Annotated in this window: 20 protein-coding genes, 1 tRNA gene and 1 pseudogene; 10 read left to right on the plus strand and 12 right to left on the minus strand. The window is 63.1% G+C overall.

Annotated features, from left to right (window positions below; translation table 11 throughout):
• Positions 1-38: 38 nt before the first annotated feature.
• The 6 genes from QWU43_RS06495 to QWU43_RS06520 are packed head-to-tail and all read right to left on the minus strand — an operon-like array spanning position 39 to position 6,034.
• On the minus strand, positions 39-425 hold the full coding sequence (locus tag QWU43_RS06495) for a Na+/H+ antiporter subunit G (RefSeq protein ID WP_370914688.1): 387 nt from the start codon (positions 423-425) through the stop codon (positions 39-41).
• Positions 425-694, minus strand: a complete 270-nt coding sequence (locus QWU43_RS06500; RefSeq protein ID WP_370914687.1) for a cation:proton antiporter — start codon at positions 692-694, stop codon at positions 425-427. The genes QWU43_RS06495 and QWU43_RS06500 overlap by 1 nt, the downstream gene beginning before the upstream one ends.
• Positions 694-1,080 (minus strand): monovalent cation/H+ antiporter subunit E, encoded by a 387-nt coding sequence (locus tag QWU43_RS06505; protein ID WP_370914686.1) that lies wholly within the window; start codon positions 1,078-1,080, stop codon positions 694-696. Before QWU43_RS06505 ends, QWU43_RS06500 begins: the two co-directional genes overlap by 1 nt.
• The gene (locus QWU43_RS06510) at positions 1,080-2,648 is read right to left on the minus strand and encodes a monovalent cation/H+ antiporter subunit D family protein (RefSeq protein ID WP_370914685.1); all 1,569 of its coding nucleotides are present in this window, start codon (positions 2,646-2,648) and stop codon (positions 1,080-1,082) included. Before QWU43_RS06510 ends, QWU43_RS06505 begins: the two co-directional genes overlap by 1 nt.
• Positions 2,649-2,651: 3 nt before the next feature.
• Complete coding sequence (locus QWU43_RS06515; RefSeq protein WP_370914684.1) at positions 2,652-3,071, minus strand: cation:proton antiporter subunit C; 420 nt, start codon at positions 3,069-3,071, stop codon at positions 2,652-2,654.
• A complete protein-coding gene (locus QWU43_RS06520; protein ID WP_370917430.1) occupies positions 3,068-6,034 on the minus strand; it encodes a DUF4040 family protein in 2,967 nt (988 codons plus the stop codon). The genes QWU43_RS06515 and QWU43_RS06520 overlap by 4 nt, the downstream gene beginning before the upstream one ends.
• Positions 6,035-6,277: 243 nt before the next feature.
• Here QWU43_RS06520 and QWU43_RS06525 point away from each other — a divergent pair, with 243 nt between their 5' ends.
• Positions 6,278-7,882 carry a hypothetical protein gene (locus QWU43_RS06525; protein WP_370917431.1) on the plus strand — a complete coding sequence of 535 codons (1,605 nt, stop codon included), beginning with the start codon at positions 6,278-6,280 and terminating at the stop codon, positions 7,880-7,882.
• Positions 7,883-7,981: 99 nt separating this feature from the next.
• Here QWU43_RS06525 and QWU43_RS06530 read toward each other — a convergent pair.
• A tRNA-Pro gene (locus QWU43_RS06530) sits at positions 7,982-8,058 on the minus strand.
• Between the two features lie 90 nt (positions 8,059-8,148).
• Positions 8,149-9,060: a metallophosphoesterase gene (locus QWU43_RS06535; RefSeq protein ID WP_370917625.1), complete on the minus strand. Its 912-nt coding sequence runs from the start codon at positions 9,058-9,060 to the stop codon at positions 8,149-8,151.
• A 29-nt stretch (positions 9,061-9,089) separates the two neighbouring features.
• Between QWU43_RS06535 and QWU43_RS06540 the strand changes: the two genes are divergently transcribed.
• A complete protein-coding gene (locus tag QWU43_RS06540; protein ID WP_370914681.1) occupies positions 9,090-9,560 on the plus strand; it encodes a GatB/YqeY domain-containing protein in 471 nt (156 codons plus the stop codon).
• A gap of 6 nt (positions 9,561-9,566) precedes the next feature.
• On the opposite strand, the gene QWU43_RS06545 is transcribed toward QWU43_RS06540, so the two are convergent.
• A complete protein-coding gene (locus QWU43_RS06545) occupies positions 9,567-11,960 on the minus strand; it encodes a transglycosylase domain-containing protein (protein ID WP_370917432.1) in 2,394 nt (797 codons plus the stop codon).
• 136 nt (positions 11,961-12,096) lie between these two features.
• On the opposite strand from QWU43_RS06545, the gene QWU43_RS06550 reads away from it, so the two are divergent.
• The 4 genes from QWU43_RS06550 to QWU43_RS06565 all read left to right on the plus strand — a co-directional run bounded on the left by QWU43_RS06550 (position 12,097) and on the right by QWU43_RS06565 (position 14,088).
• Positions 12,097-12,456: a WhiB family transcriptional regulator gene (locus tag QWU43_RS06550; RefSeq protein ID WP_370917433.1), complete on the plus strand. Its 360-nt coding sequence runs from the start codon at positions 12,097-12,099 to the stop codon at positions 12,454-12,456.
• Between the two features lie 155 nt (positions 12,457-12,611).
• Positions 12,612-12,773: a hypothetical protein gene (locus QWU43_RS06555; RefSeq protein WP_370914678.1), complete on the plus strand. Its 162-nt coding sequence runs from the start codon at positions 12,612-12,614 to the stop codon at positions 12,771-12,773.
• Position 12,774: 1 nt separating this feature from the next.
• Positions 12,775-13,233: a RidA family protein gene (locus QWU43_RS06560; RefSeq protein ID WP_370917434.1), complete on the plus strand. Its 459-nt coding sequence runs from the start codon at positions 12,775-12,777 to the stop codon at positions 13,231-13,233.
• Positions 13,234-13,272: 39 nt separating this feature from the next.
• Positions 13,273-14,088 (plus strand): MBL fold metallo-hydrolase, encoded by an 816-nt coding sequence (locus QWU43_RS06565; protein WP_198735066.1) that lies wholly within the window; start codon positions 13,273-13,275, stop codon positions 14,086-14,088.
• A 143-nt stretch (positions 14,089-14,231) separates the two neighbouring features.
• Here the strand turns inward: QWU43_RS06565 and QWU43_RS06570 are convergent, their stop codons facing one another.
• The 3 genes from QWU43_RS06570 to QWU43_RS06580 all read right to left on the minus strand — a co-directional run bounded on the left by QWU43_RS06570 (position 14,232) and on the right by QWU43_RS06580 (position 19,057).
• Positions 14,232-17,417, minus strand: coding sequence for a leucine-rich repeat domain-containing protein (locus QWU43_RS06570; protein WP_370917435.1), 3,186 nt, complete (start codon positions 17,415-17,417; stop codon positions 14,232-14,234).
• Positions 17,418-17,973: 556 nt separating this feature from the next.
• Entirely contained in the window at positions 17,974-18,657 is a 684-nt protein-coding gene (gene glxR, locus QWU43_RS06575; RefSeq protein WP_370914675.1) for a CRP-like cAMP-activated global transcriptional regulator GlxR, read from the minus strand.
• 274 nt (positions 18,658-18,931) lie between these two features.
• A complete protein-coding gene (locus QWU43_RS06580) occupies positions 18,932-19,057 on the minus strand; it encodes a hypothetical protein (protein ID WP_370914674.1) in 126 nt (41 codons plus the stop codon).
• 116 nt (positions 19,058-19,173) lie between these two features.
• Between QWU43_RS06580 and nth the strand changes: the two genes are divergently transcribed.
• The 4 genes and pseudogenes from nth to QWU43_RS06600 all read left to right on the plus strand — a co-directional run bounded on the left by nth (position 19,174) and on the right by QWU43_RS06600 (position 22,596).
• On the plus strand, positions 19,174-19,974 hold the full coding sequence (gene nth, locus QWU43_RS06585; RefSeq protein WP_370917436.1) for an endonuclease III: 801 nt from the start codon (positions 19,174-19,176) through the stop codon (positions 19,972-19,974).
• Positions 19,971-20,567 (plus strand): TlpA family protein disulfide reductase, encoded by a 597-nt coding sequence (locus tag QWU43_RS06590; RefSeq protein WP_370917437.1) that lies wholly within the window; start codon positions 19,971-19,973, stop codon positions 20,565-20,567. Before nth ends, QWU43_RS06590 begins: the two co-directional genes overlap by 4 nt.
• The gene (locus QWU43_RS06595; protein WP_370917438.1) at positions 20,564-21,328 is read left to right on the plus strand and encodes a CoA pyrophosphatase; all 765 of its coding nucleotides are present in this window, start codon (positions 20,564-20,566) and stop codon (positions 21,326-21,328) included. The genes QWU43_RS06590 and QWU43_RS06595 overlap by 4 nt, the downstream gene beginning before the upstream one ends.
• A 70-nt stretch (positions 21,329-21,398) precedes the next feature.
• Positions 21,399-22,596: pseudogene (locus tag QWU43_RS06600) on the plus strand (MarP family serine protease).
• Positions 22,597-22,603 lie beyond the last annotated feature (7 nt).

Consider the following 22,603-nt stretch of genomic DNA (forward strand, 5'->3'; position numbering starts at 1 on the left):
CCCCACCAGACACGGCCGGTGGGGGAGTTCACGTCGTTTTAGCGTGTGGAGGTGGTGTTCCCGTCCGTGACGTCCGTGGAAGCCGGAGGGCTGCCGCTGCACACGGAGTCGACGGTGATCACGTCGGGTTTCTCGAACGCGTAGATGGACCGGCCGAGATAGTAGGTGGAAATGTTGGAGATGACGAGGAGTGCGGTGATGGCGATGCACGCACGGACGAGATCAGCGGCGCTGAACCCGGCAGTGGAAAAATCATGGAGCAGATGTGCGGCGAGGATCAGTGGGATCGCCACACCGATCGTCGGTCCCAGCAGATTCGCCCGGGACAACGCATCCGGTGATCGCCAGAGGGCAGCCGCGGTCACCAACGTCATGGAGGCGGCGAACAACAGGGTCAGACTGATAATGATCTCTATAACGGTCACTAGCGGCGTCCCTTCGACAGAATCCGGGCAAGGGAGATGGTGGTCAACAGTCCGAGCAAGCCTGCGAGCAGTGGAATCTCGTAGGAAATCGATGTCGGATTGACAAATGTCCACGTCACGAACGCGGCGATCATGGTGTAGAAGACCTTGTCCGCGAGGACGATCCGTGTGGTGTCCTCACGATGCTTCAGCAGCAGCACCAGGCTCGCCAGCAGAGCCAGCGTCATCATCACGATGGATACCGCGACGACGATGGTCAGAGCGCTCATCACTTCCCCTCTCCGGTACCCTGTCCAGGCGCACCATGATCAATCCCTCGGACGGAGGGAACCATGCGTTCCTCCATGTCAGCCAGACCCTTGAACACCTCCATGGCATCGGCCCCGTACACGGCCTGCACGAGAAGAATCTCCGGGCCGTTCTCATCCCCACCGTCGAGCCCCGCCGGACGCAGACCCAGTGCCAGAGTGCCGGGCGTCATCGTGATGCAGGTCGAGAACGCGGCGATCTGCCAGTCCTTGGTCACCCGCAGCGGATAAGCCACCACGATCGGGTGCATCAATGAGTGGCGGCGCACCACGTCACGGGCGACGGTGAACGCGCCAGCGAACACCTGGCCGATGAGCCAGACACCGAATCGGATCACATGGAACATCAGTGGCTCTCCTCTGCCGTATCAGCCCCAAGAACGGGCGAGTCCTCCGGGACAACACCGATGGCGGAAGGTACATCGCCGAGTACAGCGTGCTGGTAGCCATCGACATCGAGAAGCCCCTCTGCCGCAGTGGTCGTCACCGAAGTCAAGACCCCGGCACCAACGAACATCGCCACACTCAGAACAGCGAGCGCCGCACCCGGGGCGAGTTTGGATCCGGACACCAGAAGCGTGGCGGGGAAATCCTTCTCCTTCATGTCCTTGCCCCAGAACACACTGCGCCACAGGCGGAGCATGGACAACAGTGCACCGAAACTCGCCAGCAGAATAGCGGCGATGACGAGCCACGCCTGGACATCCCCGGCGCGGGCGACAGCCAGAGTGACATACAGTTTGCCCCACACACCTGAAAACGGTGGGAAACCGATGACGGAGAATGCGCCCATCACGAACACCGCGGATACGAGCGGTTCACGACGCATCAGACCCGACAACCGGGTCAGCATGCCCGTGCCGTAGGTCTCCTCCACGGCTCCGACCGTGAGAACGAGGGAACCGACCGTCACCATGTGGTGCAGAGCGTAGAGGATGCCGGCGGCGAGTGCCCGAACCGGATCGAGCGCCGCAAACGCCAGTACAACCAGGATAAACGGCATGCCGTTGACCATCTGGTAGGCGATGACCCGGCGCATGGTGTGCTCGGCGAGGCCCGCGAAACCACCCACCAGCATTGAGACGACGCAGACGATGGCGATCAGCCACGACCAGCGGGCATCAAGGTCGAAGACGACCGTGTAGATCCGGAATAGCGCATACACCGCAACCTTCGTGTGCAGCCCCGAGAACAGTCCCATCACCGATGGTGAGGTACCCGGATAGGTTCGGGGTAGCCAGGTATGCACGGGGAAGACACCGGCCTTCACGCACAGCGCGATCACCACGACGCCCATCGCCACGGTGAGTGGACCGTTTCCCGCGGCAGCCCCCGCGAGTGCAGCCATGTTCACCGTACCGGCGACCCCGTACACCAGGGCGACACCGATGAGCAGAACCGTCGAGGTGGTCAGGTTGACCAGTACGAACATCCGACCACCGGCGAGCCGGGACCAGGTTCCCGTCATGGCGATCAGACCGTAGGAGGGAAGCAGCATGACCTCGATGAACACAAAGAGGTTGAACAGGTCGGCGGTGAGCAGAGCACCATTGACACCCGCTGTGAGCATCAGGGCGAGGGCCGGGTAGAACCGGGCGCGTGTCTCACCGGCAACCAGAGCGAACAGATTGGAAGCAAGGGCGACCACGCAGGTGGTCAGAATCATCACTGCCGAGAATGGGTCGGCGGCGAAGGGAATTGCTATACCACCCGCATAGAGACCGACCGAGTGCGCGACCGTGCCTTGCGCCTCCGTGTGCCCGAACAACCATCCACCGGCGATGACCCCCGCACCGGGGACCGCCACCATCATGGAATCACGGACGACCCGCCACGGCGTGATCACAGCGAGAGCGGTAGCCACCAATGGGACAGCGACGAAAAGGGGGAGAACCCAGGAAAGATCAGTGTTCACGGTTTACTTCTCCTCCTTGGCCAGCCGGTCGGCGACACGGGCCGCACGGTGGGAACCGGGGCGAACTGGTGCGGCCGTTCGGCCACGTGTCTCCAGCGGTGACTCCTCATCAGGATCTTCCGCGGAACGGGTGTCATCCGAGCGTCCCAGCGCGGCCAGTGCGAGCATGAACGCGGTGGTCGCCATGGTGATGACGATGGCGGTCAACACGAATGCCTGCGGCAGCGGATCCGCCGCCTCATCAAGGGGGGTGCGTCCACCGAACGGCTCACCACGCCAGGCGTTGACGCCGGTGGCGAGGATGATGAGATTCGCGGCATGGCTCACGAGGCCCATGCCGAACACGATGCGCACCATACCCCGCTGCATGATCAGGTAGACGCCGCCGCCGAGCAGGAACGCGATGGTCAGTGCGAGAATCACTGTTTGTCTCCCTTCTGCTCGTCGGTGGTCCCGGAGGATCGGTGGTCCCGGTCGGTGCCGTGTTCTGCACCGACCGGGATGGTTTTCGACCCGCTCGACCTCCGTGGTTGTTGTGGGGCGTCGAGCCGTGATTCGGGACTGACATCGGGGGTCGTGGACAGGGGATGATCGCCGCCTCTATGGAACGGCAGAAGTTTCTTGTCGGCACCGGGGCGCAGGTATCCGCCGAGCGCGTTGATCGCGAGGGTGAGCATACCCAGCACCGCCAGGAACACGCCGACATCGAAGATCATCGATGTACTCACATGCTCCGGGCCTATGTGGCCGTGCAGGGGATAGAGGAATGACCCCTCGAAGAACCCGAGGAAACCGGAGCCGACGGCGGTGAGAATCCCGATACCGGTCAACAGATATGGGGTGTTCGGGCGAACAACAGGCTTGTCGGTGCCGTAGGCCAGATAAACGACCATGATCGCCCCTCCTGCCACCAGTGCGGCAATGAAGCCTCCTCCGGGGGAATTGTGTCCGCGCATGAAAATGAGGAACGAGAGGACACCGAGAACCGGGAGGAGATACTTCCGCACCTGCTCCAAAGGGACAACGTTGCGTGCTGGTGCGGCGAGGAACAACGGTTGGGTTCCATGCTGGAAAGGGTGCCTGGGTATAGAGCCGACGACTGCGGCGATGACGACGCCCGCCATGCCCAGCACCGCCAACTCGCCCAGGGTATCGAAAGCACGGAACTCGACGAGGATCGTGTTGACGATGTTGTCGCCCCCGGTGATCCCCGGTCCTTCATTCAGGTAGTACAGGCCAATATCCGACCGGGGATGCCTGCCGAGCAACCCCATCACGGCGGCGAACGCCGCGGTACCGGTAGCGACCCCGAGCACCGCAGCCGAGGTGCGGCGCTTCCCTGACGTGGCATGGAACTCCTCCGGCTGCTGCCGGATGACCATCATGACGATGACGACGATGAGCGTCTCAACGAGGAACTGCGTTAGCGCAACGTCCGGGGCGCCGAGCACCAGAACCTGCAGTGTCACACCAACACCGGTGGTGCCGAGGAGCACCGCGCCGGAGAGGCGGGTGCGTGCACGGGTAAGACCAAACACCGACACCACCACGATGAGCAGAGGAAGTAGGTCGATGGGGCGATCAATTCCGCCGATCCGCGGCGCGGGAGTAACCCCGTCGATACCCGGCGTGGCCAGTACCACCGTGGCGAAACCAAGGAGCACTAGCAGTGGGAACAGTAGATGCCGGGCAGGGGAGTACGAATCCGCCATGCTGCCCGCAGTTCTTCCCCAGCGACCGCACAGCTCCACGACACGGCGCAGCACGATGTTTCCGGTGAACGGCAACAGGGAACGACCGTCGAAAGCCGGGAGAATCCGTTTCCGTGCAACTACCCCGATGACGCCGACAACCATGACTGCTACGGAGATTCCCAGCGGAACGGTCAAGCCGTGCCAGAGTCCGAGGTGCAGATGTGGTTCAGCGGTGATCGACCCGACGACGGCGTCCAACGGTGCGTCCAGAGAGGCCACGACGAACGCCAACGGGAGGGACACCAACCCGGGCAGAGCCGCAGGGAGCCACAACTGGGCCGGAGCCTCGTGGACCGAAGACATGTCGCGGGGGCCGTCGACGAAAGCACCCAGTACGAGCCGGGCAGAGTATGTGAATGTGAACACCGCACCCACCCCGGCCGCCCCGAGAAGTAGCCACACACCGGCGGCATCCAGGGGTGCCTCAGTGAACGCCTCCAGCATGCTCTCCTTGGAGATGAATCCCATCATCGGCGGCACCGCAGCCATGGATAGTGAACCGACGAGTACACCGGTGAACGTGAACGGCATCTTGTTCCACAGCGGGCCGAGACGACGCACGTCACGTGATCCGGCCTCGTGGTCCACCACGCCGATGAGCATGAACAATGACGACTTGAACAGCGCGTGAGTCAGAGTGTGCAGTACTGCAGCAGCCAGTGCGAAGGGGGTGCCGATACCGATCGTGGCGACGATCCACCCCAGATGGGACACCGTTGAATAGGCCGTCAGTCGCTTCAGATCCGTTTTCTGGATGGCGAAGAGGGACGCCATCACGGCGGTGAACATACCGACGGTGATGAGCAGGAGGTTCCACACATGGTTGTCGTGCATCACGGTGGAGAACCGCAGCAGCAGGTAGATACCGGCCTTGACCACCGCCGCAGCGTGCAGGAACGCCGACACCGGAGTCGCTGCCGCCATTGCTTCCGGGAGCCAGAAATGGAAGGGGAACTGCGCGGACTTCGTGAATGCGGACACCGCGATCAGAACGCCCACCGTAGTACCCAACCGTGGATTCTCCGACCAGAATCCGGACGCGAGGATGAGGGAGAGATCCGTGGTGCCCGCCTGCGTCGCCGCTATGGTCAACGCCGCGAGCAACGTCAGGCCACCGGTGAACGTGAGGATCAGGGTACGCACCGAACCGGCCTCCCCGGCCGAGCCTGCCCGGGCGATGAGCAGGAAGGAACCGATGGACACCAGCTCCCAGGCGATGAACAGCAGGATCACGTCGTCCGAGAGTACGAGCAGCAGAACCGCAAGCATGAACGCCGACATGATGACGTAGAAACTGCCATTGGACTGCTTGTTGTGCAGATAGGACGCCGAATAAATGAAGACGACCGCGCCGATCACGAGAGCCAGGAGTGCGAAGAAGACACTCAGTGCATCCCCCCGTAACGCGAAGGTCGCGTGCTGGCCCGTGGCGATGAAATCACGCGCCCAGATGTGCCGGTAGGTGATCACCTCCCCGTCCATGAGCTGGGGGATATGCCGTGCCAGGAGTCCTGCGGCGAAGAGGAATACCGCCGCCAGTGGCCATCCGGCGCGGCGATCGAACACGCGGACAGCGAAGGGGGCGAGCCCGAGAGCGGCCGCCGCCAACGCGAGGACGATGAACAGCGTCACTTGGGCATCACACCTGCGTTTCTGGATGAGAGTCGTGAGGAGATTCGTGTCATGCTGGAGTCAGACATACCCTTGTAGACGATACCAGCCGGTCAGCACCGTCGGAGAGCCTGGTCGGAGGTCACGGGAATGCTGTCAGCCGTGGTCGTCGGGGAAGGTCATGCGCCGGGCAGAAACCCGAACGGACAACTGTCCGGTGCGCCGTGACATCCGGGCACCTGCGTTGACGATAGATTTCAAGGTATGAGACGAACCGGAATGACCGTCACCCGTGCCCTGCTGAGCCTGCTACTGCTCCTGCCGGTGGCTGCCGGAGCTGTGTACAGCACGGTAACGGATACGGATCTGACCACAGCGGGCAGCCCCAGACCCGATGACGGGAGGGAGAGTAACGGAACAGGGGTGGCAGTTTCTTCAGCCACGGGGAGCGCCGATCTTGTCGCAGTGCGCCGCGCGGCCGGTGAAGCGGATACCCAGGCGGGTTTTCTCGTCACCGGTACGAGAGAGCTCACTGTCGGCGCGGGGGAACTCGCAGACGGAAGCAAACGACTCTCGGAGGGGGCCGCGAAAGCGGCTGAAGGGGCGCAGCAGCTCACCGACGGACTGGTCAAACTGCAGGCGGGTACCGGGCAGCTCGGGGTCGGTGCCACACAGGTCGCCGACGGAGTCGCCCGCGCCGTCGAACAGATAGAAGCGATGCCCCTTGCCCGAGATCAGCTCCTCGGAGTCCTCGATGAACTGGATGCCACCCTCGCCACATCGAAACACCCGGAATCGCCGCGACTGCGGATGGAACTGGTCAAGCTCCGGGTTGAGGTGGTCAATTTCCGCGTCGATCCGCAGATGCTCGGCCAGTTGAATGAACTGCGGAGTGGTTCTCGTCAGGTGGCTGAACAGCTCTCCACTCCCGGGCAGCCGTTTCACGACGGTGTCTACAGTGCGGTTACAGGTTCCCGGTCACTGAGTGATGGCCTCCACGAACTCGATGAAGGGAGCCGTGCTCTACAGAGCGGCGCCGACGAACTCCGGGCGGGTGCCGAACGCATCCGTACCATGGCGGAGGCGAACGAAAACAAGGTCAATGCGATCCATGCTGGACTGACATCCGGACGCACCGGTAGCCCCGGTAACTCCCCGACGGACGTCGGAAATAGCATTGACACAGGCATGAACCCGATGAACGCATTGTTCACCGCAATACTCGTGTGGCTCGCGGCGACCTGCCTGTGGCTGGTCGGCAAACCGGTGCCCCGGCGGGTGGGGAACAGTTCTGGTACCACCAGCGGAACAGCGTTCCGCGTGGTATTCAGCGCGCCGGTCACCGCGATTCTCGGTGTCGCTGTGACTGGCGCAGCCTTTGTGGCCACTGCGGCGCGCCCCTCAGACAGTGTTTTACTCGGTGCGGTGCTGCTCGTCGTCACTCTCACTGCGGTGGCGGGATCCATTCTCGGGCGGGCGCTGATGACTCTACTGGGGCCGATGACCGGCCGGATCGTCCTCATCACCGGGTTGGCGGCCCAGGTGGGCGTCCTCGGGCATGTCTGGTCGAACACCGTGAACGGTGCGGAGGTGTCGACCTTCTGGCGGGTGCTCACTGCTCTGACTCCGTCCGGATATCCGGCAGCCGCACTGAGCGAACTCGGTTCCGGGACCGCAGGACCCGTGCTGTGGGTGACTGTCGCTGTACTCGGTGCCCTCGTGGTCTTCGGGGCCGTCATCATCGCGAGAATCGGCCCCGTCGCGGACACGGCCCCCGAATCTGCCCCGGGGTCGGGGGTTCCGGAGGGATGCGCTGGGCTGGTCCCCTCCGAAGAGCAGGCCACCTCGTTCGGTACCACAGGTGGCTGATCGCCGTGCCAAGGCATGCACCGGATACGGTGGCGGGTGTAACCGGGGAAAGAAAAACCTGTGGGCGGCGAACTGTTCAAGTTCGCCGCCCACAAGTGATGGTCGGGATAACAGGATTTGAACCTGCGACCTCCTCGTCCCGAACGAGGCACGCTACCAAGCTGCGCCATATCCCGGTGTGTAGAAACTATCTGCTACCCGGAACACTTTATCCTACGGTCGCGTTCCGGGCAAAACCGCAGATGGATGCTGGTTCACGGTCTGTGTCAGGGAAGCTCGGTGATGCGGAGGAGTGTTGCTGCGGGAGGGCAGAACAGCCGTATCGGAGCGTAGCGGGAGGTACCCAGCCCCTCGGATACGTGGAGGTACATCGGCCCGAACCTGCTGAGTCCCTTGGCGCGCTCGGGATTGATGCCGCAGTTGGTGACGATGGGGTGACCTCCGGGGAGGCAGATCTGGCCGCCGTGGGTATGACCGCACAGAGCGAGATGGTAGCCATCATCGGCGAAGCGCCGGAGAATTCGGGGTTCCGGGGCGTGTGACAGTGCGAGTGCGAGATCACAGTCCCGGTGTGGCGGACCCGCTATCGTGTCGTAATTGTCGAGATCGTGGTGCGGATCGTCGACACCTGCGGCGGCGATCCGCACATGCCCGGCCTTGAACTCTCTCCGGGCGTGGGTTGCGTCGAGCCATCCGTGTTCGATGAAGGCGGCACGCATTCCCCGCCACGGCAGTTCCACGTCACTGACCGGACGCCTCCGGTTGACGAGGTAGCCGAGTGGGTTGACCGGGCGGGGGGCCCAGTAGTCGTTGCTCCCGAACACGAAAAGCCCGGGCCGCTCCATCAGCGGGCTGAGTGCCCGGAGCACGTCAGGAACGGATTTTGGGTCCCCGAGATTGTCCCCGGTGTTGACCACCAGGTCTGGATCCGTATCCACGAGGGTGTTCACCCATGCGCTTTTCGCCTCCTGGCCGGGGAGCATGTGTAAGTCGCTGATGTGCAGAATCCGGAAGTCACTGCCGCCGCGCAGTGTACCGGGCGGCAGTACCGGGACCGTGACCTCGTGGAGCCGGAAGTTCACCAGTTCCTGGGTTCCCCAGGCGGCGAGGGCGGCCCCACCCGCGGCGGCTGTACCAGCGGCGGTGAGGGTGTATCGGAGGATGAGGTTCGTGTTCAGTTGCACCCGTCCAGCGTATCGTGGACGGCATGAGTGAGTTGACTGATGCCGTCCGTGCAGACCTGACCGCAGCCATGAAGTCGCGTGATGAAGACACCAAGCGTACGTTGCGTAGTCTTCTCGCGGCGATCCAGACCGAGGCTGTCTCAGGTGCCAAACATGAGGTCGGGGACGAGGACGTTCTCCGGTTGATAGCCAGGGAGATCAAGAAGCGTCGCGAGTCCGCGGAGATCTACCGGGAGGCCGGGCGCACGGAACTCGCCGACGCAGAGGAGACCGAGGCCGAGATCCTGTCGCGCTACCAACCTGCGCAACTCGATGATTCGGAACTCACGAAGGTTGTTGACGCTGCCGTTGCAGAAGTCGAAGCAGGAACCGGGGTCCCGGTCACGATGAAACAGATGGGGCAGGTCATGAAAGCAGCCCAGGCTGCAGCGGCGGGACGAGCAGACGGGAAACGGCTCTCCGCTGCGGTCAGGGAGCGGCTGCAGCGGGCCTGACTACGTTCAGAATCCGTTCTCCCGGAGAAGATTGTTGAGTGCGTTCTGCAGGCTCTCCACGGTCTCCCCGGGATCGGGCGCTTGTCGACGGTCGCGTGGCTGGGACTCGGGCGCCGGAACCGAGGGGACGGAGACAGGGCGGGACCCATCGGATAGCTGCAGGATGACCTCGCCACCCTCGAACAGGGGTTCCTGTGCGGGAACCACGTTGACGGCACGCCCGAGCGGTATCCCATTTCCTGGTACATACTGCGTCCGGATTGCGTAGCCCTCGGCGGTGATCTTCTTCCGTGCGTCATCCTCACTCAGGCCGGATACCTGCGGGAGGTCGGCGACGGCGGTGCCTTGTCGGTAGCGGCCGTCGACCATGCCGAGTCCTCCGCCAGTTGCGGCGGGGATCTGGGAAGCCGCACTAAACCAGGTGCGGGCAGCCTCCATACCACCGTAAAGATCCCCGTTTGGGCACTGGCGTAGTGGGGAGGTACACAGTGGGGAGATCGTGGTTCCGTCGTTGTAGATGTAGGGTGCTGCGGCGAAACCACTGTTCAGTCCCATGAAGGCGGCGGACTGGTGAGATTCGGTCGTGCCGGTCTTCGCAGCAGTGGGCGCCGACCATCCAGCCGCCCGGGCGGCATCGGCCGCTGTACCAGAGATGACGTCCTGCGAGAGACCCTCCTCGAGTGCGTACGCGATGCCTTGGTCAAGGACGCGTTCGCACTCCGGTTGATCCAGAGCGATTTCTTTACCGTGACGGTCGGTGACGCGCACGATTGGGTTCGGCTCACACCAAACGCCGCCGGAGGCGATTGTCGCTGCGACATTGGACAGCTCGAGTGGGTTGACCGCGGTGGGGCCGAGAGTGAAGGAACCCAGGTTCTTGTCCTTCATGTACTCCGCGATGGAGGACTCACCATCGAAGCTCCCCGGGTCCGTGTAGTCCCGGAGACCCAGTTTCACCGCCATGTCGACGGTGGGTTTCACCCCAACCGTCTCGATGAGCTTCACGAACGTCGTGTTGGGGGAGTGGGCGAGTGCATCCTTGAGGGTCATCTTCGGTTTGTAAACCCCGGCGTTTTCGACGCAGTAGGTGTTCGGTGGGCAGTTCTGCGCACCACCGGTACCGAGATTCCTAGCTTCGTAGCGGGTGGGAACATCGAGGACCGTGTCCACGCCGATACCCTTTTCGAGTGCCGCAGCCGCAGTGAAGATCTTGAACACAGAGCCAGCGCCGCTACCCACACGGGTCGAGGTCTGCGGGAGCACGGTCTCTCCGGCCTCCAGGTTCAGGCCGTAGTTTCGGGAGGACACCATGGCGCGGATGGGTCGGTCATTCTCCCCGGGCTCGATGACATCCATCACACCGGCGACACCGTCGGCCATGGGATTGACCTGGCTAACGACCGCACTGTGTGTGATGTCCTGGATGTTGGGGTCCAGGGTGGTCTCCACCCGGTATGCCCCCTTCTCGAGTTCATCGAGGCTGATGCCCTTCTCTGCTAGATAGCGAAGGACATGATCGCAGAAGAAACCCCGGTTTCCTGCGGCTATGCATCCGCGGGGCAGCTCGTTGGGTTTCGGGAGTACGCCGAGGGGTTGCTGCTTAATTTCCGCTGCCCCCTCCGGGGTGATCGCCCCAGTCGCGACCATCGTGTCCAGGACGGTGTTTCGCCGCAGAGTTACGCCCTCCTCATTGGTGTATGGGTTGAGGATGGACGACGACTGGACGATGCCCGCGAGCATCGCGGACTGTGCGACGTTGAGGTCACTGGCGGGGATTCCAAAGTAGGTCTGGGCGGCTGCCTCGATACCGTAGGCACCGTTTCCGAAGGGGACGATGTTGAGGTAGCGCGTGAGTATCTCGTCCTTGGTCAGGAGCTGCTCCAGATCGGAGGCCATGCGCATCTCGCGGAGCTTGCGTGCGTAGCTGGTTTCGGTGGCAGCGGCCTGTTCCGCCGCATCCTCGGCGTCGACAAGCAGCAGATAATTCTTCACATACTGCTGGTCGAGTGTGGATGCGCCCTGTTGCACGGACCCGGAGAAGATGTTGGTGACCATGGCCCGGATGGTTCCCTGCCAGTCGACGCCCTCGTGCTCGTAGAAACGACGATCCTCAACACTGACGATCGCCTGCTTCATTGAGGGGGCGATCTGGTCACCGTTGACTTCGAAACGACGCTGTTTATACAGCCACGCCATGTGGTTACCGTGGGCATCCACCATTTCGGTCACGCCGGGAGCCTCGCCATTGGTCAGGTCAGCGAGGTTGGATTCCATCGCCTCCTGCGTCCGGGCAACGGCAAGCCCGGAGACTCCGGCAACCGGGGCGACGACGGCTGCGCCGAGGACTCCGACGGCCACGATTGCGCCGACGGTCTTGGAGAGGGATTTCACGAGAGACACCCTTTTACCTTACGTAACAATTGCGCGCCCGTGGAAAAGTCCACTCCACCCACCGATGTGACGCATTCGACATCGGGTGTGCAGTGTGAATACACTTACATGCGTCAGTGAAGGCATGCAGTAGGAGAGATCAGCGATGACCGCATCACTTATCCAGGATCCGCGCACGAACCCCTACTTCGCCGGCGGCGCAGGCACCGCACCGAACGTCTCCACCTCCCCGAGTCGCGGTGACTGGGTCACCCGGGCCAAGTGCCGCGAAGGCGACCCGGATGCTCTGTTCGTCCGCGGCGCCGCACAGCGGAAGGCCGCAGTGATCTGCCGCCGCTGCCCGGTTCTCACGGAATGTCGCGCCGATGCCCTGGACAACCGAGTTGAATTCGGTGTCTGGGGTGGGCTGACGGAACGCCAGCGCCGGGCCCTCTTGCGTAAGAACCCGCACATCAGTAACTGGGCCGAGTATCTCGCCTCCGGTGGTGAATTGGTCGGCATCTAGCCATAGCCCGTATCGACGTTATCGGCATCTGCGCCCAAAGCCCGGTCAGCGTCCCGGATTTCAGGTGCACTCGCCGAGAGAGACTGCGCGAACTCCGATCCGTGCGCGGATCGTGGTGCTTTCCCCTGCGATGCCCGTCGCCTACAGTGTGAGGCATGACTAAAACCACCTGGGAATATGCCACTGTTCCACTGCTCACGCACGCCACCAAGCAAATCCTCGACACCTGGGGCGAGGATGGCTGGGAACTCGTCACCGTTGTCCCGGGGCCGAACCCGGAGAACGTCGTCGCCTACATGAAGCGCCCGAAGGACTGATATGGGGAACTCACAACGTCTGCAGGAACTCGGAATCACTCTCCCCTCAGTCGCGGCTCCCGCAGGGTCCTACCAGCCGGCGATTCGGGTGGGTGACCAGGTGTGGACCTCTGGTCAACTTCCCATCGTCGACGGCGCACTTGTCGCGACCGGCAAGGTCGGTGCGGACGTCAGCGTCGACGATGCCGCGCACCTGGCACGCACCTGCGCGCTCAACGCACTCGCCGCAGTAGATTCGCTCGTCGGCATCGACAACGTCTCCCGGGTGCTCAAGGTGACCGGTTTCGTCGCCTCCGCCGAAGGGTTCAACGCCCAGGCCGCAGTACTCAACGGTGCCTCCGACACCCTCGCCGAGATTTTCGGGAACGCGGGACGGCATGCGCGATCCGCCGTCGGGGTGTACGAACTACCGCTCGGTTCACCCGTTGAGGTGGAGATTGTGGTGGAAATCAAGGAGTAACACCGTACGTGGGCGCGACTGGCGGTTAAGCTAGTGGGCATGGAGCACCCCGCCTACAGCCAGCTGCGTCCGGTCACACCGTCAGCTGCAGTTGTCCTCAGTCCGAACCCGTCCTACGCGTCCCTGGAGGGAACCAACTCTTGGGTGATCCGTGCGGAGGGTGATCCACGGAGCATCGTCATCGACCCGGGACCGGAGGACGAGGGCCACCTCAACGTCCTCAACAGCAAGGCCAGCGAGGTCGCGCTGATCCTGATCACCCACCGGCACCACGACCACGCCGACTCCACCGGCCGGTTCCGCCAGCTCACCGGTGCGCCCGTCCGGGCCTTCGACAAGACCTACTGCCGCGAGGGCGACCCGCTGGAGGATCGGGAGATCATCTCACTCGAGGGCGTCACCCCGCAGATCGAGGTCCGCCACACCCCGGGGCACACTTCCGATTCCGCCTGCTTCTTCATCTGGAGCGGCGTCCCCCACGAGTCCACTCTCGAGGGCATCGTCACCGGTGACACCATCGCGGGCCGGCACACCACCATGATCTCCGAGACCGATGGCGACCTGGGCCTCTACCTCGACACCCTCCACATGCTGGAGAAAGAGGGCGACGGCATCCGCCTGCTCCCCGCCCACGGCCCCGATCTGCCGAGCACCGCGCAGATGGCCCGCAAGTACATCGACCGCCGCGAGCAGCGCCTCCGCCAGGTCCGCGAGGTGCGCGCCCGCCTCGGCAAGGACATTCCGCTGAAGACCATCGTCGACGAGATCTATACCGACGTAGACCCGGTGCTCCGGGGCGCGGCTGAGCAGTCGACCCGCGTCACCCTGCGGTACCTGGAAGCCAACGGCGAGTAAGAGAAACTCCGGGTCGTTCCCGCCGGTACACCGTCAGGGTAAACCCTGGTGGCGGTGGAAAGCCCCGCCCCTTTCCCGCGCGATGCGGAATGGGGGCGGGGCTTTCGGTCGTGTCGGCGGGGATGGAGCGAACTGGACTCCTACTAGCCGGAGAAGCTGAATCCCACGTCGTTGCCGTCTTCACCTGCCTTCAGGACAACCGGGTCATCCGGACGGATTCCCGTCCCGTAGAGATAGATGTCGGCATGGGAGGTGAGAACGAATTCCGGGACCGTCGTGATCGGGTTTCGTTCCAGGTAGACGTGGGCCCTGACCCCGGTCGGGTGGAGTCTGTGTTTCAGGAACTCCGGCATCTGAGTGATGCCGTTGCCGGACAGATGCAGATATTTGAGACTGGGCATCTCGCCGAAGGATTCCGGGATGTTGTCCCGCAGGAGATTGTCGGAAAGGCTGAGGTAGTACAGGGTCCCCATGTTCTCCCAGCTGTCGGGAAGGGACTCGAGGCGGTTCCCGCCCGCGTACAGCGTCGAGAGGGAATACAGTGTGGTCACCGATTCGGGTAGCGCGCTGAGCGCATTCCCGGAAACGTCCAGGGTACTCAAGGTGTGCAGGTTTCCGATGGAATCGGGGAGGGTTTTCAGGCGGTTGTCTGACACATTGAGTGAGTTGAGGAACTCCGCATTTCCCAGGTTGTCGGGGAGCGTCGACAGGCCTGTATTACTGATTTCAACCGAGCGCAGGGATATCACGTCAAACAGGCTCTCCGGGAGTGAGGTGAGCGCCGGGGAATGGGTGACTGTCAGACTGCTGAGTGAGGGTGAGTTGCCGATGCTGTCCGGAAGAGAGCGAAGATTCGCGTTGTATTCGAGGTACAGGCTTTTGAGTGACGTGATGTTCCCGATACTGGCCGGGAGGGTGGAGATCGCGGTGCGGTGTATGTAGATACTGTCCAGCGTGGTCTGCTGGCCCAGGCTCTCCGGAAGGGCCGCGAGGTAGGGCAGATTGCTGATCGAGATGCGGCGCAGCGGTGGGGCGTAGGTGGCATTAGCCGGGTGCTCGAACATCGCCGAGGGGAGATGTCTGAAATTGCCGTGCCTCAGAGTCACGGATGCGAGTGCCGGGAAGGTTCCCGCAGCCTCGTCGAAATCGTGCTGGGACGCACCGTAGATCTTGAGTTCGGAGAGGTGCGGGAGGATCGACAGATCGGGAATATGCGCGTTGTAGTCCATTGACCCTGTGAAAATATAGCCGATCTTGAGTTCCTCGAGACTCCTGATGTATTGGATCCCCTCGAGTGTCTCGTAGGATCTGTAGCTCCCGTCGGGCATATTCGTCCCGCTGTCAATGTCCAGTGACCGGATCAGTGCCCCGTCCAGCTCATCCTGGGTCACCGGAGAGGTCAGGTCCTCTTTGCCCAGTCTTTTGTTGATGAACACGCGCAGCGCTTCATCGGGGATGACGTTGTTCCTGTCGTAGCCGGGGGTGTCCCCGGTATCGCCGCCTGGATCGGAACCCGGATCTGAGCCATCTCCCGATCCGTCTCCGGTGCCGTCGCCGGAACCGCCACCCGGGTCGGTGGAGAAGCTGCACAGGTTGCGGTCATTGGACCAGAGCACCGCGCTGAAGCCGCCGATCCGCCGATCCCACTTCAGGTTCGTCAACGGGACCTGGGCGTGCAGGGAGAGACTCGGACGGAAGTTGGCCACCAGGTCACACTGCAGGTCGGTGTTGTTCAGGGTGACGGTGAGAATGGCCTCGATGGTGGCGTCGCCGTTGCTGGAGAGCGTCTGGTACAGGGAGATGTCCACGCCGGCGATGATGCCGGCGGTGATGGTCGCCTTGCCCTTGATCGAGATGTCGTCGACACCGGACGGGGTGAACCACCGGTGATCCACGGGGCCGAAGTTGTTGTTCTGGTAGCGGACGCCGGTCTGCATGCCGGTGGTGAAGCTCGGGTGGTAGTTGAAGTCACCCGTCGCATGGATGGAGGCCTGGAAGTTCGCCTTCGGGGTCACGGTTCCGTGGATCGGGACGGGCCCCACCGTGAAGGTGACGGGGTACGCGTGGGGAACGATGAGCGGGAAATCGAACTCCTTGTCGTAGGCGACGTGCTTCTCCAAGTCGAGCCGTGCGTTCATGGACACCTCGGCGGTCATGGAGAACTCTTGGACGCCCTTGAACAGTCCGGCGTCCAGGGTGAGGAAGGCGCGCGACTTCAGGTTTCCGGAGAGTTTCGCGGTATCCATGTCGGGGGCATATCGTTTGAGATCTGCGGTAAAAGGCAGTGATGGGCCGTCGAAGGTCTTGTTGAAGGCCCGTTCCTTAACAGTCAGTGGGGTGACGCCTTCTGCGGGGATGAGGGTGTCATCGGCGAAGGTGCCTTCGATGGTGATGGAACCAGGGGTCTCCTTGACGATGTCGCTCAGCGTTCCCTCGCTCGTGACGACGATCTCCGCATCCGGGTTCGAGGGATCATCGGTGACCGACTCGATCTTGACGATGGCGCCGGTCGGTGCGCCCGGTGACGGAGGGATGGAGAGGACCGTGCCCGGGAGGAGTTTGGATTCAGCGACGACGCTGTCCGGGATGACATGGGTTCCCTCGACGGTCACTTCACCGTCGTCGGTGGCGAGGATCGCCATGGCCTCGGCTTCATCGGCGCCGCGGGCCATCGGGTTAACCTGAACTTGCTCGATCGCCTCGTCCGGGCTGGGTTTGACCTCCTCGGTCTGCGTCGGAAGGTTGCCGGGCTCTGGTGCCGGGGTCGTGGGCTCTGGGGACGGGTCTGGCGTGGGCTCCGGGGTGGTGGAGGTTTCGCTGGTGCTCGGCTCCGTCACCGTCGGAGAGGTCGTCGTGGTCGAACTAGATGACGTCGTTGTCGGCGTTGGTGTCGGCGACGGCGTCGAACTGGGTGTTGTCGGTACCGGTGCCGGTGTCGTCGAGGTCTCCGGGGGAGTGGTTGTCTCCGTCGGGTCGTCCTTCGTCTTTCCGGAGGAGCCGCCCCCGGAGAACAGTCCGAAGAGCACTGCGCCGAGAGCCACGAGAATGGCCAGCGCCCCACCCAGTATGGCGAACTGCTGTGGTGAGAAACCCGGGGGCAGTGGTAGGCCCGCGAGTGCCGGGGGCAGTGGGGGTTCGGCGACGGGGACCGCTTCCACCCTGGTGTCGGAGAACTCCGCGGGACCGTCGTTGATGTTCTGCGTGATGGAGATGCCCGGTGCCGGGTCATTCACGGTGGGAACGGCGCCCGCCGGTTGCGCGAGGGTCACGAGAAGGCTGGCTGAGACAATGGCGGCTAGCAGCGTTCTCCCTGGTCTGTTCTGGAACACGTCGATTGTCCTCTTCCTGGAAAAGTGGTGGGTGCAGCCTGTTTCCGGACACCGGAGGGGCCGGGGTGTGGAGACCGGGCTGCACCGCCTGTTAAGTGAAGTAAACCAGCGGAACCAATATAAATTAGGGGAAAATCACCCATCAATTATCATGGCCTCAGCTAAAGTGCATGTTAAAGGCGCTAATTTTGCATGAAAAACCGAATAAGTAGCATCAACCTGGGGGCGATTTTTGGGGGAGGGGGGCGAAAAGCTGTTTTTCACGTCCCCACGCTCTCCCTGGGTCGGCATGGCCCGGGGTAGGAGGGGCAATGACCGGGGATTCCCCGTGTCGCCGGTACCTCCGGGGATGGGGTGGGCTACTCCCCGTGTTAGGGGCCGGTACCGGGCGCCCGGATGTCTGCGGTGGGACCGTCGGTCCGTTCCGGGGGGGGGCGCGTCCCCGACGGGTGACCGTCGTCCGAGAGGGCTGGGTCCGGTGTGGGTGAGAGACATCCGGTGGGCACGTGAAAACCCGCCTCACGGTCGGCGTGGGGCGGGTTGTATGTGGCTTGAACTAGCGTGCTCGCTTGGCAAGGTGCTCGGTGTCGCAGATCAGGACGCTCTTGCCTTCGAGGCGGATCCAGCCGCGGTGTGCGAACGTGGCCAGGGCTTTGTTCACGGTTTCGCGGGAGGCGCCGACGAGTTGGGCGATCTCTTCCTGGGTGAGGTCGTGGTTGACCCGCAGTGCCCCGCCCTCCTGGGTGCCGAAGCGGTTCGCGAGTTGCAGCAGGGTCTTGGCCACTCGGCCGGGCACATCGGTGAAGATGAGGTCGGCGAGGGAGGCGTTTGTCCGGCGGAGGCGGCGGGCCAGTACCCGGAGAAGCTGCTCGGAGATCTCCGGGTGGTCGCTGATCCACTTGCGGAGCATCTCGGAGTTCATCGTTGCGGCCTGAACCTCGGTGACGCACACGGCCGAAGAGGTGCGGGGGCCGGGATCGAAGATGGAGAGTTCACCGAACATGTCCGAGGGGCCCATGACGGTGAGGAGGTTCTCACGCCCATCCGCGGCGTGCCGGGCGAGTTTCACCTTGCCGGAGGTGATGATGTAGAGCCGGTCCCCGGGCTCACCCTCGTCGAAGATCGTGGTGCCGCGCGGGTAGCGCACCGTATCAAGTTCCTGGATGAGGTTGGTGACGGCGACGGGATCGACGCCCTGAAAGATACCTGCGCGGGACAGAATCTCCTGTACGGCTTCCACTCGTTTCTCCTAATCAGATGAAGCAGGTCCGCATGTAAGGGACAGGCTGGGTCCGCAGATTCTCCAGCTCACTTACTTCGCCCGTGGGCATGTGACGGAAAAACTTGTGCGGTAGAAATATAACGCTGTTCCCCAACACTCTACTATGTTTTATGTCACGAACGCACGCCTTGTGTGACCGTTTCGAACCCCCGTGGTAGTCCCCGGAGTGTTTCCCCGCGTTCGTGTGTCGCTGACCATCAACCAACCCTGCTGCAGTCGGTGCATTGTGCCGCTACTCGGTGAAGACCTCCACGGGTGCAGCGGTGGTGCATCGTGTGGAATAAGCCTCGAAGCGTTCCATCTGCATCGCGAACACGGCGAGAACCATGGGAACGAGAATTACGGCGATGAGGGTCATATTTCCATAGTCTAGCCCCCTTCAGGGTTTCACGGCATCGGATTTCGGAGTTGTCCCGAAACCCGACGTCGAAGGACGTTCCGGTGTCCGTCCTACTGCCGACTACAGTGGTTGTCATGTCAGCCTCTCCCTCCACACTCACCAGCCGGAACCGCCCCCGGGTGGGATCGCACCCGGCAGCTTCCGGTCGGGAGACGCCGCTCGGGCGCACACGTCGGGCCCGAAGAATTAACCGGACTCTCGCCGTCGGCTACCCGGAAGCTCGCTGCGACCTCGACTTCTCATCCCCCCTCGAACTTCTCGTCGCCACCGTACTCAGTGCCCAGACCACTGATGTCCGGGTCAACCAGGTAACTCCCGCGCTCTTCGCCGCTTATCCCACCGCCGTGGACTACGCCCACGCGGACCAGGAGGGGATTGAGGAGATCATCCGGCCGACAGGTTTCTTCCGGGCCAAGTCCCGGAGCCTCATCGGTATCGGCCGAGCCCTCGTCGACGATCACGGCGGAGAAGTCCCCGATAGCTTGGAAGAACTCGTGAAACTCCCCGGAGTCGGCCGAAAAACCGCGAACGTCGTCCTCGGCGACGCCTTCGGTGTCCCGGGGATCACTGTCGACACGCATCTCGGTCGGCTCTCCCGCAGAATGGGCCTGACACTCAACGACGATCCGGTCAAGGTGGAACGTGACTTGTGCGAACTCATCGAACGCCGCGAGTGGACGATCTTTTCGCACCGCATGATCTGGCATGGTCGTCGCGTCTGTCACTCCCGAAAACCTGCCTGCGGAGCCTGCTTCCTGGCGGCTGACTGCCCCTCTTTCGGCGCTGCAGGCCCCACGGAACCCGCCGAAGCTGCCCGCCTGATAACCAGCGACGACCGTGAACACCTCCTCGAACTCGCGGGAGTGGTTGCATGAACCGGAGTCTCGGTTGGGGTATCGCCGCTGCCCTCGTGTTCACTGTTCTTGTCATCCTCGCTGTGCCCGCGATGCTCCGTGCCGTCAACGAAGACTCCCCTGAACCCGGCACCCACCCGGTGCCGGTGGAGAGCGCCGTGGACCGGACATCCGTTCTCCCCGATAGTGCAGAGGGGCGCCCAGACTGTCCCGGCCCTGCCGTCGCCGGAGTGGAACTGGACTGCCTCGGGCACACTGCGGAGGCCCCCGCTGCCCGTCCCACGATCGCCGTCGTCTGGGCGTGGTGGTGTGCGCCCTGCCGCGAGGAGATGCCGCTCTTCGACAGTTTCGCGAAGCAGCACCCGGAGTACACCGTGGTCGCGGTCCATGCGGATGCAACCACGGAAGCAGGCGTCGACAAGCTCAATGACTGGGGCATTGGGTTGCCCAGTTACGCTGACCCCCACGGAATATTCGCGGGAACACTCGGATTACCCGGTGTCGTTCCGGTCACCGTGGTCACGGATGCTGATGGCGCGGTCCGTGGAACGTTCCCCCGGACGTTCACCAGTGTCGAGGAAATCCGTGCGGCAGTGGACGGAGCACTGTCATGACCGACCGTGACGCAGGAATCGGGCGGGGTGACAGACACACCGTCGTCGACCGGCCCGGTGAGAACACCGACCTACTGCCGCACGCTGCACCAGTGTGGATGCGCAGGCTCGTCGACAGTGTGACCTCGGGAGAACTGCACCGCCGCCTACCTGCACATTCCCGCTCAGGTGGTGACCGCGCCCGGCGCGCCGCCGTACTGATGCTCTTCTCCGGGACGGAAGTGTCCGCGGAACTTCCCAATGACGCCGGGATTCTCCTGACCCACCGCTCGTCGACGATGCGCTCCCATTCGGGACAGATAGCGTTCCCCGGTGGAAGGGTTGACCCCGGAGACGCTAACGCCGTCGACTGCGCACTCCGTGAAGCGTGGGAGGAAACTGGCCTCGACCGCACCAGCACCACACCACTCGCCCAGCTCGATGATGTGCACATTCGTGCATCTGGGTATCCGGTGCACCCGATCGTCGCCTACTGGCACACCCGTACACCGGTCGGAGTGGTCAGCCCCGATGAGGCAGACGAGGTGTTCGAGGTTCCTCTCATGCACCTCACGGACCCGGCGAACAGACTCACCGTCGGCTGGAACAACTGGCGTGGAACAGCGTTCACCATCGATGGTTTCCTCATCTGGGGATTCACCGCCGGACTGCTCGACGCCGCATTCCATCAGGCTGGCTGGGAACGCCCCTGGGATCGCGACACGGTGCACAACCTCCACGACGCCCTCGCACGCTCGCGCAATAATGAAGGGCTGCTGTAACTCGCGGCCAGAATATGATCCCGGACCGCCCCACCCCGCCCAAGGGACAAAGTAAGGAAGATCCAACGAAGTGACAGAGTCCCCGCAGCTTATTGTCGACGGCATACTCGTCACCGCCGTGCTCCTTTCTTTCTGGGGGGGGCTGGCGGCAGGGAGCGTTTGCCTCGGTACTGTCCACTGTCGGAGTGCTTGCAGGTCTGATCTGCGGCGCAGCACTCGCGCCTGCTGTGATGAGCTACACCGACTCGACCGCACTCCGATACCTTTACGCCCTCGGTACCGTCCTCGCCCTCGTCGCTTTCGGCAACCTCATCGGTGGAGTCACGGGTTCTGGGCTCCGCGAATCTGTCCGTTTTCGGCGCACCCTGATCATCGATTCCGTCATCGGGGCGATCTTCCAGGCGTTAGCCACCCTTATCGTCACCTGGCTCGTCGCCAGTACCCTCGCAAGTGGGATCACCGGACCCATAGCGCGGGGAATCCGCAATTCAGTGGTGCTCGGGATTGTCGACAAGTCCACCCCGGACGTACTGGACACCCTGCCCGACAAAATTTCCGCGATGCTCAACGACACCGGACTCCCGCCTATGGTCTCCCCCTTCGACGGCAGGGTCAAACACGTGGATGCGCCAGCCCCGGAAGTCAGTGACCCCGCCCTTGTCGAGGCACTGCGCCCCAGCGTCATCCATGTGCTCGGCGACGCCCACCAGTGCCGTCGTCGGCTCATGGGTTCCGGTTTCGTCGCTGCCCCCGATCTCGTCATCACCAACGCACATGTCGTCGCTGGGACAGATGAGGTGCTCCTCGACACCGTACTCGGCGTCAAGGAAGCCCGTGTCGTCCTCTACGATCCCGAGGAGGACATCGCGGTTCTCCGCGCCGAAAACCTCGACCTACCTGCACTGAAATGGGCACCTGAACCAGCACCCAGCGGTGTGGAAGCCATCGTCATGGGCTATCCCAAGTCCGGTCCCTTCGAGGCTGCGCCCGCCCGGATTCGTGAACGCCTTACCATCAACGGCCCCGACATTTACGCCACCGGACGTGTCGAACGTGAGGCGTACACGGTGCGCGGCACGATCCGTCAGGGTAACTCGGGGGGCCCCATGGTCAATGATCGGGGAGAGGTCCTCGGAGTCGTCTTCGGCGCAGCCACCGAGAACACCGATGTGGGGTACACCCTTACTGCGGATGAGGTGCAGGGCAGGATCGGCGACATCACTCAGCTCACCGAACCGGTGGACACCCGAGAATGCGTGGTCCGCTGATCCGGGC

It is taken from the genome of Corynebacterium sp. CCM 9204 (genome assembly GCF_041357695.1).
Lineage (GTDB): Bacteria > Actinomycetota > Actinomycetes > Mycobacteriales > Mycobacteriaceae > Corynebacterium.